We start from the raw sequence: 17063 nt of genomic DNA, 5'->3' as shown, positions 1-17063 counted from the left end.
TTTTACCCGCTACTTGCCCGATCCCCCTGTGAAGCAGTAAAACTACTGTTCAACAACAAAAAGGAGAATCACCGTGCCGCATATCGAAATCAAATGTTTCCCTCGTGAGCTGACCGAAGAGCAAAAACAGGCCGTGGCCAGCGAAATGTGTGATGTGCTGAAAAAGCACTTCGGCTCGAAGGACGAGTCGCTGTCCGTGGCGCTGAAAATGATCGATCAGGCGAACTGGAAAGCCGAAGTGTGGGATACGCAGATTGCGCCGGAGATGGATTCGCTGCTGAAAAAACCGGGTTACAGCCTTTAGTCAATTTTAAAAGGTGACAATGTCACCTTATGGGTAGCGGATTATCGTCAACCCTTCGCGCTCATCGGGCGCAACGAAGTAGCGGGTAATCAAATCAAACTGCGCGTCCGTAGCGGCAAAATCATGAGTTCCGCTGCTGTTGCGGGCGCGTAATCTCTCCCGGCAAACGTCATCGGGCACGTCCAGATAGTGCAGGCGATTATCTGCCCCGGCTTCATCCGCAATCGACTTCATCCACTGGCGGTTCGCCAGCGTATTCGCCGGGAAATCGAGCACCACCGAAAGCCCGTTCCTCAGCAGGGAAACAAGATGCGGCGTTAGCGCTTTTTTCAGTTTGCCTGAGCAGGCGACATAATCCGCCACGCTTTGCATTTGCTCGCCGTAAAGCGCCGCGAGCCAGCTGTCTTCGCTGACCAGAATAGTATCGGGCGTTTCCATCAGCTTTGCGCTCAGGGTGGATTTACCGGCAGCAATTTTGCCGCATAGAAGATGAAGCGTGGGCTGAGCGGGGGACGAGTCTGTCATTGACACCTCATGGAAAGAAACAGATTTTCACTACTGTCTACCTGAGGGATGAAAGATACAACTAGTAAAATTGGCGGGCCAGAGCGGCTGACCCGCACACAGATTACTTCAGTTTCGTCCAGTAAGTGCCTGTTTCTTTCACCACCAGGAACTGCTGGTTCATCTCGTCCAGCGTTTGCTGCGGGTCCATATCCGTAAACAGCTGCGGATGGAACGTTTTGGCAAAGAACTCAACGTCCAGTAAATGCCACGGCGAGAGGTAGAAGTTATGCCAGACCGCCCAGGCTTTGTCGTTCTGGATAGCGTTCAGGTTAGAAATCACTTTCTGCTGGCTAAGCACCTGCGTAAAGCTTTGCTGCGCCTGAACGGCTGTGACTTCCGACCCCAATTTCAACCGGTCTGTTTGATCCGGCCCGGCGCTGCCGGTGGCGATGTAAATATCCGGGTTCACCGTCAGCAGCGCTTCCGGGGAAATCTTGCCATACACGCCGGGGAAGCGGCTCACGGCAATGTTATCCCCACCGGCAAAGGCCAGCAGATCCGCCAGGTTGCCGCGCCCGACGGTGGTGCAACAGTCGCTTTTATCCCCTAAATGCAGCTGCAACATTACCGTCGGCTTCACGGGTTTAGCCTCAGCCAGGCGTTGGGCAATCTTCGCCATGTGCTGCTGATAGAAGGCGATAAACTTTTCCGTTTTCGGCTGGTCGTTTAGCGCTTCGCCCAGAATACGCAGGCTGGGAACGGTGTTATTCAGCTGATCGACGCGGAAATCAACGTAAATCACCGGAATATGCGCCTGCGTCAGCTGGGTAAGAAAGCTGTCGTGATTGCTCTCTTTTTTGGCGTAGATCGGCAGAATCACCAGGTCTGGATGCAGGGCAATGACCTTCTCCACGCTTATCTGCGAGAAGTTATTGTTGCCGATAGTCGGGATATCTTTGATAGCCGGGAACGCTTCGGTGTAGCGGTTCCAGGTCTGCGGATCCAGACGCTGCAGATCCGCAGGCCAGCCGACGACGCGCTTCGCCGGGTTACCGTCCTCCACCAAAGCGAGGGTGTAAATCATCCGGCTTTCGCCGACGACCAGGCGCTGCGGGTTATCCGGCACCTCAACTTTACGCTGCAGAATATCGGTTATCGTTTTGGCCTGACTGCCGGCGCTAAGCGCCAGCAGGGCCGCGAGCAACAGCGACTTTTTCATCTCAGAAGTCCACGCTGGCGGAGAGATAAGCGGTGCGCGGTTCACCTTCGATAACGCGCAGGTTACCGGCACTGGATTCATAGTACTCGCGGTTGAACAGGTTTTTGACGTTCAGCTTCAGCTCGGTATTTTTACCCAGCAGCTTGCTGTCCCAGGCCACAAACGCATCAGCCACGGTGTAAGCCGGCATGGTGAAGCTGTTTTCCGGGTCACCCGCGCGGCTGCCGACGTAACGCCCGCCGCCGCCCAGGCGTAATTCACCCGGCAGCCAGGAGAAACGCAGGGTGTGGCTGAGGTAAAGTCCGCCCATGGTCGTCGGGGCATTTACCAGGCGGTTGCCGACGTTCACCGGATTGACGTTATCTTCCACGATCTCAGTTTTGTCATAGCTGTAGTTCGCCGTCAGGTTCCAGTCCTGTGCAATTTCGCCGTTAAGCTCCAGTTCCGCGCCTGTAGAACGCGCTTTCGGGATGTTGCGGGTCACGCCGTTGATAAAGACCGACATGTCTTTTTCATCAATGCGGTAGAGCGCCAGGCTGCTGGTCAGGCGAGGTGCCATCTGCCATTTCGCGCCCACTTCCCATGTCGTCCCTTTTTCGGTGGACGCTACGTTGCCGTTGTCGTCCGTTTGCGTGGAAGGGGTGAACGACTTGCTGTAGCTGCCGTACAGCGACACGTCAGGCACGATTTTGTACACCAGGCCCAGCTGCGGCAGGAAGGCATTGCCCCGGTCCTCCAGCGTGGTTTGCGGGTTTACCCAACCGGCGCTGGAGGTCTGGGTATAGCGCTGCAGGCGGCCACCCAATACGGCAATCCACTGGTCGGTCAGATGAATGCTGTCTTTCGCAAACACGGAGCGGCTGTAGAGATTAGTGCGCAGGTTGCTGTTGGAATCGCTATAGGTGCTGCCGTTGGTGACCGGCGAGACGCCGTACACCGGGTTATACATATTGAAGGTTTTCGTCACCTTCCCACGGTACGAATACTTCTTGTAGGTTTCGTTTTGCTCGTAATCCGCGCCCAGCGTGATGTCGTGAGTCATGCCCAGCAGTTCAGGGCTGCCGCTGATGTCCCAGGACGCGTAATCCGTCTGGTGGTTAAAGCCACGGTTAGCATCCGCGCGACGGGAAACCAGGCCGCTGTTAGAATCGACCGCCGTAGCACGCACTTCGTTACTGTCGTAGCGGCGCTGCATCCAGGCGTAGTTCAGGTTCGTTTCCCAGGTGTCATCCAGCTTGTACGAGTAGTTGGTCGTCAGGCGTTTGTTTTTGCCCCAGGCATGGTTGGCGTAATCGTCAATGCGGCGGTCGTAAGGAATGTTGAGCGGTTTGCCGTTGATAAACGCCGTGCCGCGGTCGTACGGAATATCAAACTTATATTCTACGTAGCTGATATTGAAAGAGGCTTTGTCACCGTACCAGCTGAGCGACGGGGCAATCAGCGTGTGTTCGTCGGTGCCGAAATTCCGCCAGTAATCCTCATGCTGGCGTTCGGCGACCAGGCGGAAGGCGAAGCCGTTGCCGAGCGGGCCGGTGACGTCAACCATGCCGGACCCGCCGCCGTTGCTGCTGCTGGTGCCGCTGACGTGGGTGTTCCAGCTGTACTGCGGTTTCTTGCTGACGAGGTTAATCACGCCGCCAGGGTTCAGGATGCCATAGAGCAGGGAGGCCGAGCCTTTCAGCACCTCAACATGGTCGATGCTGGAATCCATCGCCAGGCCCTGGTTGCTGCGCACCCCGTCAATAAACACGGAGCCATCGCTGTTCGAGCCGAACCCGCGTTTGACAAAACCGTCCTCGATGCCGCCGAGAGTATTACTCTGCGTGACGCCGCTGACGAACTTCATCGCGTCATTGACCGAGGTCACCGCGTAGTCGTCAATCACCTGCGGCGTGACCACGCTAACGGACTGCGGGATTTCGCTGCGCGGCGTTTTGCTGCGGGAGGCGATGGAGGAGTCATCCTGGGTATAGCTGGTTGGTGAGCCGTCCGGGTTAGCGGTAGCGACCACGGTTAAGGTGTCTTCCTTCGGTTTGTCGGCGGCGAAAGCCGGAGCCCCAACAATGAAGGTTGAAATGATTAATAATTTTGAATTAACAAGTGCCTGGCGAACGAAAGTAGAACCAAAAGGAATGCGATTCATGATGTTGTTTATCTGAACTGAAGCGATTTTATAATGGGAATTAAGATGATAATAACAATAATTAGCATTTACAATATTAACTCTGCTTACATAATTACTGGTTTTATGTCCAAAATCCTGATGATTTAGCGGGGAATTAGCAGAAAAAATGAAGAACGCGGGACGAATGCCCCGCGTGAATATCGAGAGCGTTAACCGACTTCCGGCAGCAGGCCGACGGTAATCAGGAACTGAATAACAATCACCGCGATCCCGCAGGCAAAGACCAGCCCCAGCAGCGGCTTACCGCCCGTCACGCGCCACGTTGCCTCCGCATGCTGTTTGCGGCTTTGCCACACCAGCATCGACGGTACCAGCAGGGCAAGCACCGCCAGCGCAACGCCCGCATAGCCCAGCGCCATCACAAACCCCTGCGGGTAGAACAGGGCAAATACCAGCGGCGGCAGGAACGTCATCAGCCCGGTTTGCAGGCGGCCAGACGCTTTCCGGTTGCGGGCAAAGAGATCGCCCAGGTAGTCGAATAAACCCAGCGAAACCCCGAGGAATGACGTCGCCAGCGCAAAGTCGGCGAACAGATGAATCGCCAGCTCAACGTGAGGGGTGGCCACCACCTGACGCACCACCTGCAGGAAGCCGTTCAGCCCGGAATGTTCCGCCATCAGCCCGGTAAAGGTTGGCGAGTCAATGGCGCCGAGGGTGGCGAGTTGCCAGAAGATATAGGCCACCAGAGGAATAGCGCTGCCGACGATAAACACCCAGCGCAGCTTGCGAATATTGCCGTTCATGTAGCTGACAATGCTCGGTACGCTGCCGTGGAAGCCAAACGAGGTAAAGATGACCGGGATAGCGGAAAGCGCCAGGCCTTTCTCAATCGGCAGCGTGAGCAGGTTGGTGTGGTGGATATGCGGCATCATCAGGGCGAGCATTACCACCAGCAGAATGATTTTGGCGCTGAACAGCACGCGGTTAAACATATCGACCATGTGAGTACCGATGCAGACAATCCCACCCGCCACAACGGTAAAGAGCAGCACGCCGGAGGTAGCGGAGATAGAAGTGGACAGCCACTGGCTAAGGCTTGCCGCCAGCAGTTCACCGGCGCCGCTAATGTAGGCCGCCGTCAGGGCATACATCAGGAACAGCATACTGAACCCCGTTAACCACTGGCCGGGGCGGCCAAGGTAGCGCCGGGCGAGGGTACCCAGACCGGTGTCCGCCGGAACGTGCTGATACACTTCAACCAGCAGGAGTGCGGTGTAGCACATTAATCCCCAAAGGCCGACGAGCATCAGCAGCGTGACGCTAAACCCTACGCCAGCAGACGCCAGCGGCATCGCCAGCATGCCTGCGCCAATGGTGGTTCCCGCCACGATAAAAACACTGCCAAGAGTCCTGTTCTTCACGCTTTCCTCTGAATTTACGAAGAGCTGTATACATTTATGCCGCGCAGGGTAAGGGAAAAGCGTAGATGCGTCAAATGAGGGTTACGGGAGGTGTATTCATATGTTTACGATTTTGCTTAAGTTTTTTGTGACATTGTCACGTAATAAAATTAAACCAATCAGTGCTTGCCATACCGTGGGAAATTAAGGCTTTATTAATATAAATAGTAATAATAACTAATCTCTTTCTCATGGAGAGCATCAATCAATGAAAGCAAATTTGGTCCTGACAGGGTTACTGCTCGCTTCGGCGGGGTGCGGCGCCACCACTTACCCGATCACGGTTACCGACATGGATAACCAGCGTATTACTATCGAAAAAGAACCGCAGCATGTGATCCTGCAGGATGGGCGAGACATTTTGTCGCTTGCGCTGCTTGACCGTGAAGATCCGTTCAAACGCGTTGTAGCCTGGAATAACCTGCCGAAAAAACAGGACACCCAAACCTGGGATGTGCTGAAGGGCAAATGGCCCGAAGCCACCAAAATTATTGATATGGGCTTTAGCGATCAGGGCGAAGTCAACCTTGAGAGCGTGCTGGCGCAGCAGCCGGACATCATGATTGCGCAACTGCGGGCCAAGCCTGCGCTGGAGCAAACCGGCGTTATTAAGTCCCTTAAAAAACTCAATATTCCGGTGGTGTTCGTTGATTATGAGCTGCACCCGGTAGAGAACACCGCCAACAGCGTGAAACTGCTGGGCACCGTGCTTAATCAGGAGAAACGCGCCAAAGAGTACACTGACTATTACCAGCAGCACCTGGCCCGCATTCAGCAGGTGGCGGCCGATGTTAAAAACAAACCTACGGTGTTTATTGAGCCGATCGCCGGTAACACCGAGAACTGCTGCTTCACCCACGGGCACAACGGCTGGGGCGCGCTGGTGGAAGCGGTAGGCGGGAGGAACATTGGTTCTAAGCTGCTGCCTGGCAGCGCCGGGTTTGTCTCTATGGAGCAGATCATCGCCATGAAGCCTGACGTCTATATTATGTCCGGCTCTAAACGCCCGAATCCGAGCGTGTTGCCGTTTGGCTACGGCGGTACGCCGCAGGAAGTGAACGCCACCTTCAGTAAACTGCTGGCCCGTAACACGTTCCAGAACATCGAGCCGGTGAAAGAAGGCAAGGTCTACGGCGTGTATCACCACTTCTATAATCACCCGTACAACATTATCGGGATGGAAATCTTAGCCAAAGACCTGTACCCGCAAAAACTGCAGGATCTTGACCCAACGGCGGACTACCACCAGATAATCACGCAGTTCACGCAGATCCCTGACGATCCTATTCTGCTGAGTTACGTCTACAAAAAGCCATAATCGCTTTTCAAGAAACGAAACGCGCACGATTAAAGTGGCCCTGTTGGTATTCAGACAAGCCAATAAAGGCGGTGACAAACGTCACCGCCTTTATTAATTAAACTTCAGGCATCGCGGAAGAGTGGTGTGAAGAGATTTTCCAGTCGCTGCCATCCCAGGCGTAGGTGAAAGTGTATCGTGCAGAAACCGTCGTTTTATCCTCAAAGGTAAAGGTATAGGTCCCTACATCAATCGCTTTATTGCAGCCAATTCTAACCGTTCTGCTGTCAATTTTACCCACCGGCTTTTTCGCCAGAAAATGTTCAAAATAATCCACACGTTCGGCGTCCGTCAGACGTACCTGGTTTGACACAGTAGGCAATAACACCGCATCGGTAAGATACGTATCAGCGACTTTTTTAGCATCTCCAGTCTTTAGCGAGTCATTCCAGCGGTCGAACAAGCCTTCTATCGCGGCTTTGTCCACTTTCACACAATCCTTAGCGGGCGCGGCCCATGTGGAACCAGAAACCAGCAGTAATGAACCGATAAAAGCTGACACTTTCCTCATAATATTTCCCTTTTTTGAGTGTGGTTAAACTGCCGGGAAAGTATCAATAATTCCAATTCGCAACAATGATCATTGTATATAGTTACATATATTTACTTATATTGATGCCTACGGCCTGAATCGTTTTATAGGTGAGTCTTTCTTCTTAACGTGATGAATATAATGCAGGACCCTGCATTGATATTTTTCTTATTCGCGGGAAATGGCGATCCCGGTGTCTTTCATTTGCTGCAGCGCCGCAGCCATATCCAGCAGCATTTCAGCGGCAACCAGGCCACCTTTTTCACTTGTCAGCATAGCCTTAATCACCGTCAGCACGCCAAAAGCGGTCATATGCGCCTGCCCGTGTGGGTCAGAGGCAATCACGCGCTTTCTGACATGCTCGCCAGCGTAATCCGTGCCGGCAATATCAACGTACAGGTCAATAGACGGCTTGCCATGCTGATGCATACCCATTGACGTACCCGCCGCGATATCGAGCCTGACTGAATTCGCGCTGGTTACAGCGGCCACCGCGGTGGTATCGAGTATGCTGAACGGCACGCCCTGAACCACTTCACCATTCTGGAGAGTGATATCCCGGGGAGTGGATGAATGCGTCCAGCTTCCTGACTCCCGAATCAGAGCCGAAGCAAGTTCATTGCCTAATTCGCTGCTGGAAAGTTCTCCCAACGGATCCGCCGGGTCATGAAGCGCGGAAAGCTGCACGCTATCAATAACGCTAAAATCAGCGGCAAGCAGGCTAACCAACGGTAAAAACAGGCCCGCTTCGTAATAGCCCAGGGGCACGACGGGCTGAGTCGGCCGATAGCGCTGAGTTAAATTCAGCAGCGGCAAAATGGCGTCACCCGTTGCCTGGGTAATATTGATGAAGGCGATGTTATTTTTGATAGCAAACTCCGCCAGCAGGTTCTTAGGGTCCGGCACGGCGGCAATAATAAGCTGCGCGTTAGCGGCGTGCTCAGGCACTTCCGCTCCGGTGAGGTCGATAAACGCCGGGTGCGCGAACCCCAGTTGCTCGATTAACTTCGCGCCTTTTGCCGGACTGCGACCTGCAATCACCAGTTCAACCGCAGGAAAATGCTCACGAATCTGGCGGGCGATAGCTGACCCAATCATGCCGTAGCCACCGGCGATGAAGACTTTTTCTAATTTAATGTTTTTCATCTTAAAACCTCGTTATCAGGGATATCTATTGCGATAGCGAGACTTTATCCCCCGTCTGGTGTGTAATAAAGATCATGAATTTTCTTGGGGAAGTGAGGAATATTCACTAATGAGCATAAAGCTGGTGGATTTCAGCTATTTCGTGATCGTGGCGAAGTACCGCAGTTTTCGTCAGGCGGCGGAAGAGGTTGGGCTAACGCCCTCGGCCGTAAGCCATTCCATTCGCCAACTGGAGGAGCGGCTTAAAGTCAGGCTGTTCAACCGGACGACGCGCAGCGTGTCGCTCACCGAGGCGGGAAGAAAACTGCATGAGAAGGTTACCCCGGCTTTTGATGACATCAGCCTCACGCTCGACGAACTCAACCTTTATCGCGAGACGCCGATGGGCATTATTCGGCTCAATGTTGTACGCCAGGGCGGCAGGCTTCAGCTTGCGCCGCTGATTGCCGACTTTACCCGTCAGTATCCTGATATTCAGGTTGAAGTGCAGATGGATGACCGGCTGGTCGATATTGTGAAGGCGCAGCTTGATGCAGGCGTGAGGCTGAACCGGGTTATAGAGAAGGATATGAAAGCTATTCCTGTCGGTCCGCCGGTACGCTACGCGGTTGTCGCCACGCCGGCATATTTTGCTCAGCATGGGATCCCGGCAGAGCCACAGCGGTTAACTGAACACAAATGCATTCAATTCCGTTACCCCAGCGGGAAAGCTTTTGGCTGGTATTTTGAACAAGCTGAAAGCCGTGAGGAGGTCGTTGTGAGTGGCCCCGTGGTTGTGGACGACCTGGATATTGCTCTCGACATGGCGCTTAACGGCGTGGGCCTGGCCTATGTGCTGCGGGAGATGGCCGAACCACACCTTCAGAGCGGGAAACTGATTTCCGTCCTGGATGACTGGCTGCCGGAGCTGCCGGGTTTTCACCTCTATTTCCCGAATCGCAAGCATCCGTCCGCCGCTTTCCGCGCTTTTTTGGACTTTCTTAAGGCGCGAAACTGAAAATAAAAAACCCGCCGAAAGGCGGGTTTGAACATGTACCACAATGGCTTCGTTAGATGGAAGTCCGGCGATAGTCGCGGTATTCCGGCAGCCAGAAGTTGTCGTCGATGGCCTGCTTCAGGGCTTCAGCGGAGGTCACTACCGCTACGCCTTGCTGCTGGGCAATCTTTGCCACGGCAAAGGCGATAGCGCGGGACACTTTCTGAATGTCCTTCAGCTCTGGCAGCACCATGCCTTCTCCATTGTTCAGCAGCGGAGAATGCTGAGCCAGCGACTCGCTCGCCGCCATCAGCATTTCGTCGGTAATGCGCGACGCGCCGGAGGCAATCACCCCGAGGCCAATGCCAGGGAAAATATAGGCGTTGTTGCACTGGGCGATAGGGTACGTTTTATCTTTCCAGGTCACCGGATCAAACGGACTGCCTGTGGCCACCAGCGCGGCGCCATCGGTCCAGGTGATGATGTCCTGCGGCGTGGCTTCCACGCGGGAAGTCGGGTTAGACAGCGGCATCACAATTGGGCGAGCGCAGTGCTTGTGCATTTCGCGAATGATCTCTTCGGTGAACAGGCCGGTCTGGCCGGAAACGCCGATAAGAATGTTTGGCTTCGCGTTACGCACCACGTCCAGCAGGGAAATCGCTTCGTTTTCCAGATCCCACTCCGCCAGGCTTTCGCGGCTCTGCACCAGTTTGGTCTGGAAGGAGAGCAGGTTAGGCATGTTGTCGGTGAGCAGGCCAAAACGGTCAACCATGAACACGTTGCCACGGGCGGCTTCTTCGCTCAGCCCTTCGCGCTGCATCTGGGCAATGATCTGCTCGGCGATGCCGCAGCCCGCGGAGCCTGCGCCCAGGAAGACGATTTTCTGCTGGTTAAGCTGACTGCCTGCCGCACGGCTGGCGGCGATCAGCGTCCCGACGGTCACAGCGGCGGTGCCCTGAATATCATCATTAAACGAGCAGATCTCGTCGCGGTAACGGGTCAGCAGCGGCATGGCGTTTTTCTGCGCGAAGTCTTCGAACTGCAGCAGCACGTCCGGCCAGCGGTGGCGCACGGCCTGGATAAACTCGTCCACAAACTCGTAGTAGTCGTCGCCGGTAATGCGCGGATGGCGAGAGCCCATATACAGCGGGTCGTTCAGCAGCTGCTGGTTGTTGGTGCCGACGTCCAGCACCACCGGCAGGGTGTAGGCCGGGCTGATGCCGCCACAGGCGGTGTACAGCGATAGCTTCCCGATAGGAATGCCCATCCCGCCGATGCCCTGGTCGCCCAGGCCGAGAATACGTTCGCCGTCGGTCACCACGATCACTTTGATGTTGTGGTTCGGCACGTTCTGCAGAATATCGTCCATGTGGTGACGATTTTCGTAGTTGATGAACACCCCGCGAGAGCGGCGGTAGATTTCTGAGAAGCGCTCACAGGCGGCCCCCACGGTGGGGGTGTAAATCACCGGCATCATCTCTTCCAGATGATTTTCAACCAGGCGGTAGAACAGCGTTTCGTTGGTGTCCTGGATGTTGCGCAGGTAGATGTGCTTGTCGATTTCGGTTTTGAAGCCCTGGTACTGAATCCAGGCACGTTCCGCCTGCTCTTCGATGGTTTCAACCACTTCCGGCAGCAGGCCGAGCAGGTTGAAATTGCGGCGCTCTTCGATGCTGAAAGCGCTGCCTTTATTTAACAGGGGGAATTCAAGTAAAACGGGTCCGGCGTAAGGGATGTAAAGCGAGCGATGTTTTTTTGGTTTGATGTCCATGTGCATACTCTTTTTTCGACGTAACGTCTTGCCAGTAAGGCTCATTCGGTAAGTTTTCGCGCAATATTATGGCACAGCGATTTTGCATCCGACACCGCCAGGCCAAGAACTTTGGTTACACAAGTCCTCAAATCGGCAGGAATTTTGTTTCAGCGCGTTCCGTGAGTGTGTTTAAATAGCTAAACCAGTTTAGCAATATTTAGCTTACGAATGGAGACACCATGAGCGTACAAGTTTGGGTTCTGGGCGATGCCGTCGTCGATCTGCTTCCGGACGGCAATGGCCGGTTACTGCAATGCCCTGGCGGGGCACCGGCCAATGTTGCCGTCGGGATTGCGCGCCTCGGCGGCAGCAGCGGATTTATTGGCCGCGTGGGGGACGATCCCTTTGGTCGCTTTATGCGACGCACGCTGCAGGAAGAAAGAGTAAACACCGAATTTATGCGGCTGGATGCCAACCAGAGAACCTCCACGGTGGTGGTAGATCTGGATGAACACGGCGAACGCACGTTCACCTTTATGGTTCGCCCCAGTGCGGATTTATTCCTTGAATACGATGATATTCCGTCCTTCAGCCACGGTCAGTGGCTGCATGTCTGCTCGATAGCCTTAAGCGCGGAACCCAGCCGGAGCACGACGTTCTCCGCCATGGAGCAGATAAAAAAAGCCGGGGGCCAGGTCAGCTTTGACCCTAATATCCGTCCCGATCTTTGGTATGACGTTGCAGAGCTGCAGGCTTGCCTGACGAGGGCGCTGCTGCTGGCCGATGTGGTGAAACTCTCCGTCGAAGAGCTGATTTTTATCAGCGGGAAAACCCATCTCCATGAGGGCATCAAAAAGCTGGTCAGCCGCTTTGCTATGCGACTTCTGCTGGTCACTCAGGGCAAGGAAGGCGTGCTGGTGTATTACCACGGTCAGATCTACCACTTTGATGCCCGGCCCGTGGTCTGTGTGGATACCACCGGGGCAGGCGATGCTTTTGTTGCCGGGCTGCTCAGCGGCCTGGCGACCCAGGGCTTACCCGACAGCGAAGAAGCCCTGGCCGGGATTATCGCTCAGGCGCAGCTTTGCGGGGCGCTGGCGACAACGGCGAAAGGCGCGATGACCGCGCTGCCTCACCGGGAAGAGGTCGAGCAATCGCTGTAATACGGTAAAAATATATTCTGATTGTCGTGCCTGTCACATTTACTAAATCGGTTTAGCAAAATTCGTTGCCTTCGGTATTTCGCCCTGGTTACTCTTTTTCAACTAAACCGGTTTAGCTAAACAAATGACATTAGCCTCTCAGGGATACGACGAACATGTATAAGAAAAATAAACTGGCAGTGATGATAGCCTTGCTGATTGGCACGGCGTCCGCGCAGGCCGCCACGGATTTAAACAGCATAGAATCACGCCTTGCCGCGATGGAGCAGCGCTTACAGGATGCAGAAAGCAGGGCGAAGGCCGCAGAACAACGCGCCAGCGCCGCCGAAAGCAAAGCGCAACTGCTCGCCACTCAACAACAGCAAACTCAGGCAACCACTCAGGCGGTGGCCGACCGTACCGCCCGACTGGAATCAAAAGCAGATAAGCAAACTGGTTTTGAATTCCACGGCTACGCGCGTTCCGGCCTGTTAATGAATGATTCTGCATCCAGCAGTAAAAGCGGCCCTTACTTAACGCCCGCCGGGGAAACCGGGGGGGCAGTAGGGCGACTGGGTAACGAGGCCGATACCTACGTTGAGCTGAATCTGGAGCACCGCCAGACGCTGGACAATGGCACCACTACCCGCTTTAAAGCTATGCTCGCGGACGGGCAAAAGACCTACAACGACTGGTCGGCGGACAGCAGCGACCTGAATATTCGCCAGGCTTTCGCGGAACTGGGGAATCTCCCCGGCTTTGAGGGCCCGCTGAAAGGCAGTACCTGGTGGGCAGGCAAGCGCTTCGATCGTGACAATTTCGACATTCACTGGCTGGACTCCGACGTGGTGTTTCTCGCCGGCACCGGCGGCGGCGTGTATGACGTGAAATGGAACGACGGGCTGCGCAGCAACTTTGCGGTCTATGGCCGCAATTTTGGCAACCTCGAAGACACCGGCAACACCGTCCAGAACTATATGCTGACCATGAATCACTTTGCCGGGCCGTTCCAGCTGATGGTCACCGGGCTTCGGGCAAAGGATAACGACGACCGAAAAGATGCCAATGGCGATTTGATTCAAAAAGAAGCCGCCAATACCGGCGTGCATACTCTGGTAGGGCTGCATAACGACAGCTTCTACGGCCTGCGCGAAGGCAGCGCTAAAACCGCGCTGCTCTACGGCCACGGTCTTGGCGCCGAAGTAAAAGGGATCGGGTCGGACGGTGCGCTGCTGTCGGAGGCGAATACCTGGCGCTTTGCCAGCTTTGGCGTGACGCCGATTGGCGGCGGCTGGCATATTGCTCCGGCGCTGCTGGCGCAAAGCAGTAAAGATCGCTACGTGAAGGGAGACAGCTATGAATGGGCCACGGTCAACGCGCGGCTTATCAAAGAAGTCACCCAGAACTTTGCTCTGGCGTTCGAGGGCAGCTATCAGTACATGGATCTGCGGCCAGAAGGCTACAAAGACCGTAATGCGGTCAACGGCAGCTTCTACAAGCTGACCTTTGCCCCAACGCTGAAGGCCGGCAGCATCGGCGACTTCTTCAGCCGCCCGGAACTGCGCCTGTTTGCTACCTGGATGGACTGGAGCAGCAAACTGGACAAATACGCGAGCAATGACGCCTTCGGCAGCAGCGGCTTTAACGCCGGTGGGGAATGGAACTTTGGCGTTCAGATGGAAACCTGGTTTTAACGAACTGGCCTCCCGCTGCGGCGGGAGTGCCACGACATAACAAGAAAGCGTTTAGAGGTGACTATGGATTTCAATCACATTGCCAGAGAGCTGATTCCTCTGCTGGGCGGCAAAGACAATATCGCCAGCGCGGCCCACTGCGCAACGAGGCTGCGGTTGGTTCTGGTGGATGATGCGCTGGCAGACCAACAGGCGATTGGCAAAGTCGACGGCGTGAAAGGGTGTTTTCGCAACGCAGGGCAGATGCAAATCATCTTTGGCACCGGCGTAGTGAATAAAGTGTATGCTGCCTTTATTCAGGCCGCAGGCATTGCAGAGTCAAGCAAGTCCGAAGCCGCAGATCTTGCGGCGAAAAAGCTGAATCCGTTCCAGCGCATTGCCCGTCTGCTGTCGAACATCTTTGTGCCAATCATTCCTGCCATTGTGGCCTCAGGTTTGCTGATGGGGCTGCTCGGGATGGTGAAAACCTACGGCTGGGTCAGCCCGGATAACGCGCTCTATATCATGCTGGATATGTGCAGCTCGGCGGCGTTTATTATTCTGCCTATCCTGATTGGTTTCACCGCCGCCCGTGAGTTCGGCGGCAACCCCTACCTGGGCGCGACGTTGGGCGGAATTTTAACCCATCCGGCGTTAACCAACGCCTGGGGCGTGGCGGCCGGGTTCCACACCATGAACTTCTTTGGGCTGGAAGTGGCGATGATTGGCTACCAGGGGACGGTTTTCCCTGTGCTGCTGGCGGTGTGGTTTATGAGTCTGGTGGAGAAACAGCTGCGCCGGGTGATCCCGGATGCGCTGGATCTTATCCTGACGCCGTTCCTGACGGTCATCATTTCCGGCTTTATCGCGCTGCTGATTATCGGCCCGGCCGGGCGCGCGCTGGGGGACGGCATCTCATTCGTGCTCAGCACGCTTATTGCCCACGCGGGCTGGCTCGCCGGGCTGCTTTTTGGCGGGCTGTATTCCGTTATTGTGATCACGGGTATTCACCACAGCTTCCACGCTATTGAGGCCGGGCTGCTTGGCAATCCGGCCATCGGCGTTAATTTCCTGCTGCCTATCTGGGCAATGGCAAACGTCGCGCAGGGCGGAGCCTGCCTGGCGGTATGGTTTAAAACCCGGGATGCGAAAATCAAAGCAATTACGCTGCCTTCGGCGTTTTCTGCTATGCTGGGCATTACCGAAGCGGCGATTTTCGGGATCAACCTCAGGTTTGTTAAACCCTTTATTGCGGCGCTAGTGGGCGGCGCAGCCGGCGGGGCCTGGGTGGTTTCCGTGCATGTGTACATGACGGCGGTCGGCTTAACCGCGTTGCCGGGCATGGCTATTGTGCAGGCCAGTTCGCTGGTGAACTACATCATCGGGATGGTTATCGCTTTTGGCGTGGCGTTCATCCTCTCCCTGTTACTGAAATACAAAGCGGAGTCTGAAGCATGACGCTTGCTTCCCGTTTACCGGCCATTTTGCAGGCCGTGATGACAGGCCAGCCCAAAGCCCTGCAGGATAAACACTATCCGCAGTGGCATCACGCCCCGGTGACCGGGTTGATGAACGATCCGAACGGATTTACCTGGTTTGCCGGGCGCTGGCACCTGTTTTATCAGTGGAACCCGCTGGCGGCGGACCATAAATACAAGTGCTGGGGCCACTGGAGTTCGGCTGATTTAGTGCAGTGGCGACACGAGCCGCTGGCGCTGATGCCGGATGAAGAATACGACCGCAGCGGCTGCTACTCCGGCAGCGCCGTTGACCTCGAAGGCAGACTGACGCTGTGCTACACCGGCAACGTTAAGTTTGACGACGGCAGCCGCACGGCCTGGCAATGCCTTGCGGTGGAAAACAGCGCCGGTGGCTTTGACAAAATGGGTCCAGTTTTACCGCTGCCTGCGGGCTACACCGGGCATGTGCGGGACCCGAAGGTCTGGCAGCACGAGGGCGTCTGGTACATGGTGCTGGGCGCGCAGGATCTTCACAAGCGGGGCAAGGTATTGCTGTTTTCTTCGCCGAATATGCGCGACTGGGAAAACAGAGGCGAAATTGCCGGGAACGGCGTCCACGGGCTGGCTGACGCAGGCTATATGTGGGAATGCCCCGATCTTTTCCCTCTTGACGGTAAACATGTGCTGCTCTGCTGTCCGCAGGGGCTGGCCCGTCAAAATGAACGCTTTCTGAACGTTTACCCTGCGGCGTATCTGGTTGGCGACTTTGATTACGCCACGGCGACATTCAGCCACGGCGACTTGAACGAACTGGATGCAGGCTTTGAATTCTATGCCCCACAAACGGCGCTGGCGCCGGACGGGCGGCGTTTGCTCGTCGGCTGGATGGGCGTGCCGGACGGCGAGGAGATGCTGCAGCCAACCCGTGAACAGGGCTGGATCCACCAGATGACCTGCCTGCGGGAGCTTACGCTTAACAACGGCAAGCTTTATCAAAACCCGATAGCGGAACTGGCTCTGCTGCGCGAAGAAGAACAGCGCTGGCAAGGGCCAGCCAGCCTGGCTCCGGCGCTGGATGCAACGCGCCTGGAACTCCAGATAGAGGCCACGGGTCGCTTCAGTCTCCGCTTTGGCGGCGGCCTGACGCTGGACGTTACCGGGCAGGGCATTACGCTTCAGCGTCCGAGCCTGGCGACGGGCGATCCGCTTCACCGTTACTGGCATGGCGCGGTTGCCTCGCTGCAGATCCTCTGCGACAGCTCAAGCGTTGAGATCTTCATCAATCAGGGGGAAGGCGTGATGAGCAGCCGCTATTTCCCGCATCCTTCGGAGCGGCTCTCTTTCAACGGCGAGTCGGCGGTCACGTTGCGCTACTGGCCGCTGCGTTCCTGCATGATACAATGAGGGTT

14 protein-coding genes are annotated in these 17063 nt (G+C 55.6%); 7 read left to right on the top strand and 7 right to left on the bottom strand.

Annotation, left to right across the window (positions count from 1 at the left end; translation table 11 throughout):
• Nucleotides 1-73 precede the first annotated feature (73 nt).
• Nucleotides 74-304 (top strand): tautomerase PptA, encoded by a 231-nt coding sequence (gene pptA, locus WFN87_RS03365; RefSeq protein WP_039293536.1) that lies wholly within the window; start codon nt 74-76, stop codon nt 302-304.
• Nucleotides 305-331: 27 nt separating this feature from the next.
• Here the strand turns inward: pptA and WFN87_RS03360 are convergent, their stop codons facing one another.
• From WFN87_RS03360 to tyrP, 4 genes are all read right to left on the bottom strand, one after another.
• Complete coding sequence (locus WFN87_RS03360) at nt 332-829, bottom strand: AAA family ATPase (RefSeq protein ID WP_336981206.1); 498 nt, start codon at nt 827-829, stop codon at nt 332-334.
• 103 nt (nt 830-932) lie between these two features.
• Nucleotides 933-2030 carry an ABC transporter substrate-binding protein gene (locus WFN87_RS03355; protein WP_336981203.1) on the bottom strand — a complete coding sequence of 366 codons (1098 nt, stop codon included), beginning with the start codon at nt 2028-2030 and terminating at the stop codon, nt 933-935.
• Nucleotide 2031: 1 nt separating this feature from the next.
• Complete coding sequence (locus WFN87_RS03350; protein WP_336981201.1) at nt 2032-4173, bottom strand: TonB-dependent siderophore receptor; 2142 nt, start codon at nt 4171-4173, stop codon at nt 2032-2034.
• Nucleotides 4174-4364: 191 nt separating this feature from the next.
• Nucleotides 4365-5576, bottom strand: coding sequence for a tyrosine transporter TyrP (gene tyrP / locus WFN87_RS03345; protein WP_166863892.1), 1212 nt, complete (start codon nt 5574-5576; stop codon nt 4365-4367).
• A 247-nt stretch (nt 5577-5823) separates the two neighbouring features.
• Here tyrP and WFN87_RS03340 point away from each other — a divergent pair, with 247 nt between their 5' ends.
• Nucleotides 5824-6933, top strand: a complete 1110-nt coding sequence (locus tag WFN87_RS03340; protein WP_336981199.1) for an ABC transporter substrate-binding protein — start codon at nt 5824-5826, stop codon at nt 6931-6933.
• A gap of 97 nt (nt 6934-7030) precedes the next feature.
• On the opposite strand, the gene WFN87_RS03335 is transcribed toward WFN87_RS03340, so the two are convergent.
• Nucleotides 7031-7483, bottom strand: coding sequence for an SgcJ/EcaC family oxidoreductase (locus WFN87_RS03335; protein ID WP_008458880.1), 453 nt, complete (start codon nt 7481-7483; stop codon nt 7031-7033).
• Nucleotides 7484-7672: 189 nt separating this feature from the next.
• Entirely contained in the window at nt 7673-8650 is a 978-nt protein-coding gene (locus tag WFN87_RS03330) for a hypothetical protein (RefSeq protein ID WP_336981197.1), read from the bottom strand.
• Nucleotides 8651-8759: 109 nt separating this feature from the next.
• On the opposite strand from WFN87_RS03330, the gene WFN87_RS03325 reads away from it, so the two are divergent.
• Nucleotides 8760-9647 carry a LysR family transcriptional regulator gene (locus WFN87_RS03325; protein WP_336981195.1) on the top strand — a complete coding sequence of 296 codons (888 nt, stop codon included), beginning with the start codon at nt 8760-8762 and terminating at the stop codon, nt 9645-9647.
• A 52-nt stretch (nt 9648-9699) separates the two neighbouring features.
• On the opposite strand, the gene WFN87_RS03320 is transcribed toward WFN87_RS03325, so the two are convergent.
• Nucleotides 9700-11397, bottom strand: a complete 1698-nt coding sequence (locus WFN87_RS03320) for an NAD-dependent malic enzyme (RefSeq protein WP_166863902.1) — start codon at nt 11395-11397, stop codon at nt 9700-9702.
• Nucleotides 11398-11618: 221 nt separating this feature from the next.
• Here WFN87_RS03320 and WFN87_RS03315 point away from each other — a divergent pair, with 221 nt between their 5' ends.
• The 4 genes from WFN87_RS03315 (at nt 11619) to WFN87_RS03300 (ending at nt 17058) form a co-directional block, all read left to right on the top strand.
• Entirely contained in the window at nt 11619-12542 is a 924-nt protein-coding gene (locus WFN87_RS03315) for an aminoimidazole riboside kinase (protein ID WP_336981192.1), read from the top strand.
• Between the two features lie 155 nt (nt 12543-12697).
• Nucleotides 12698-14215: a carbohydrate porin gene (locus WFN87_RS03310; protein ID WP_336707148.1), complete on the top strand. Its 1518-nt coding sequence runs from the start codon at nt 12698-12700 to the stop codon at nt 14213-14215.
• A 63-nt stretch (nt 14216-14278) separates the two neighbouring features.
• Nucleotides 14279-15652, top strand: coding sequence for a sucrose-specific PTS transporter subunit IIBC (locus WFN87_RS03305; RefSeq protein ID WP_166992430.1), 1374 nt, complete (start codon nt 14279-14281; stop codon nt 15650-15652).
• Nucleotides 15649-17058, top strand: a complete 1410-nt coding sequence (locus WFN87_RS03300) for a sucrose-6-phosphate hydrolase (protein WP_336981190.1) — start codon at nt 15649-15651, stop codon at nt 17056-17058. Before WFN87_RS03305 ends, WFN87_RS03300 begins: the two co-directional genes overlap by 4 nt.
• Nucleotides 17059-17063 lie beyond the last annotated feature (5 nt).

This window comes from Cedecea sp. AS113 (genome assembly GCF_037152415.1).
GTDB lineage: Bacteria > Pseudomonadota > Gammaproteobacteria > Enterobacterales > Enterobacteriaceae > Cedecea.
Note: the sequence above shows the minus strand (reverse complement) of the source record. Positions and strands in the feature narration are given on the sequence as shown.

Coding starts and splice junctions, on each gene's coding strand:
- WFN87_RS03360 (WP_336981206.1), bottom strand. CDS start 829: ATGACAGACTCGTCCCCCGCTCAGCCCACGCTTCATCTTCTATGCGGC.
- WFN87_RS03355 (WP_336981203.1), bottom strand. CDS start 2,030: ATGAAAAAGTCGCTGTTGCTCGCGGCCCTGCTGGCGCTTAGCGCCGGC.
- WFN87_RS03350 (WP_336981201.1), bottom strand. CDS start 4,173: ATGAATCGCATTCCTTTTGGTTCTACTTTCGTTCGCCAGGCACTTGTT.
- WFN87_RS03340 (WP_336981199.1), top strand. CDS start 5,824: ATGAAAGCAAATTTGGTCCTGACAGGGTTACTGCTCGCTTCGGCGGGG.
- WFN87_RS03335 (WP_008458880.1), bottom strand. CDS start 7,483: ATGAGGAAAGTGTCAGCTTTTATCGGTTCATTACTGCTGGTTTCTGGT.
- WFN87_RS03330 (WP_336981197.1), bottom strand. CDS start 8,650: ATGAAAAACATTAAATTAGAAAAAGTCTTCATCGCCGGTGGCTACGGC.
- WFN87_RS03325 (WP_336981195.1), top strand. CDS start 8,760: ATGAGCATAAAGCTGGTGGATTTCAGCTATTTCGTGATCGTGGCGAAG.
- WFN87_RS03320 (WP_166863902.1), bottom strand. CDS start 11,397: ATGGACATCAAACCAAAAAAACATCGCTCGCTTTACATCCCTTACGCC.
- WFN87_RS03315 (WP_336981192.1), top strand. CDS start 11,619: ATGAGCGTACAAGTTTGGGTTCTGGGCGATGCCGTCGTCGATCTGCTT.
- WFN87_RS03310 (WP_336707148.1), top strand. CDS start 12,698: ATGTATAAGAAAAATAAACTGGCAGTGATGATAGCCTTGCTGATTGGC.
- WFN87_RS03305 (WP_166992430.1), top strand. CDS start 14,279: ATGGATTTCAATCACATTGCCAGAGAGCTGATTCCTCTGCTGGGCGGC.
- WFN87_RS03300 (WP_336981190.1), top strand. CDS start 15,649: ATGACGCTTGCTTCCCGTTTACCGGCCATTTTGCAGGCCGTGATGACA.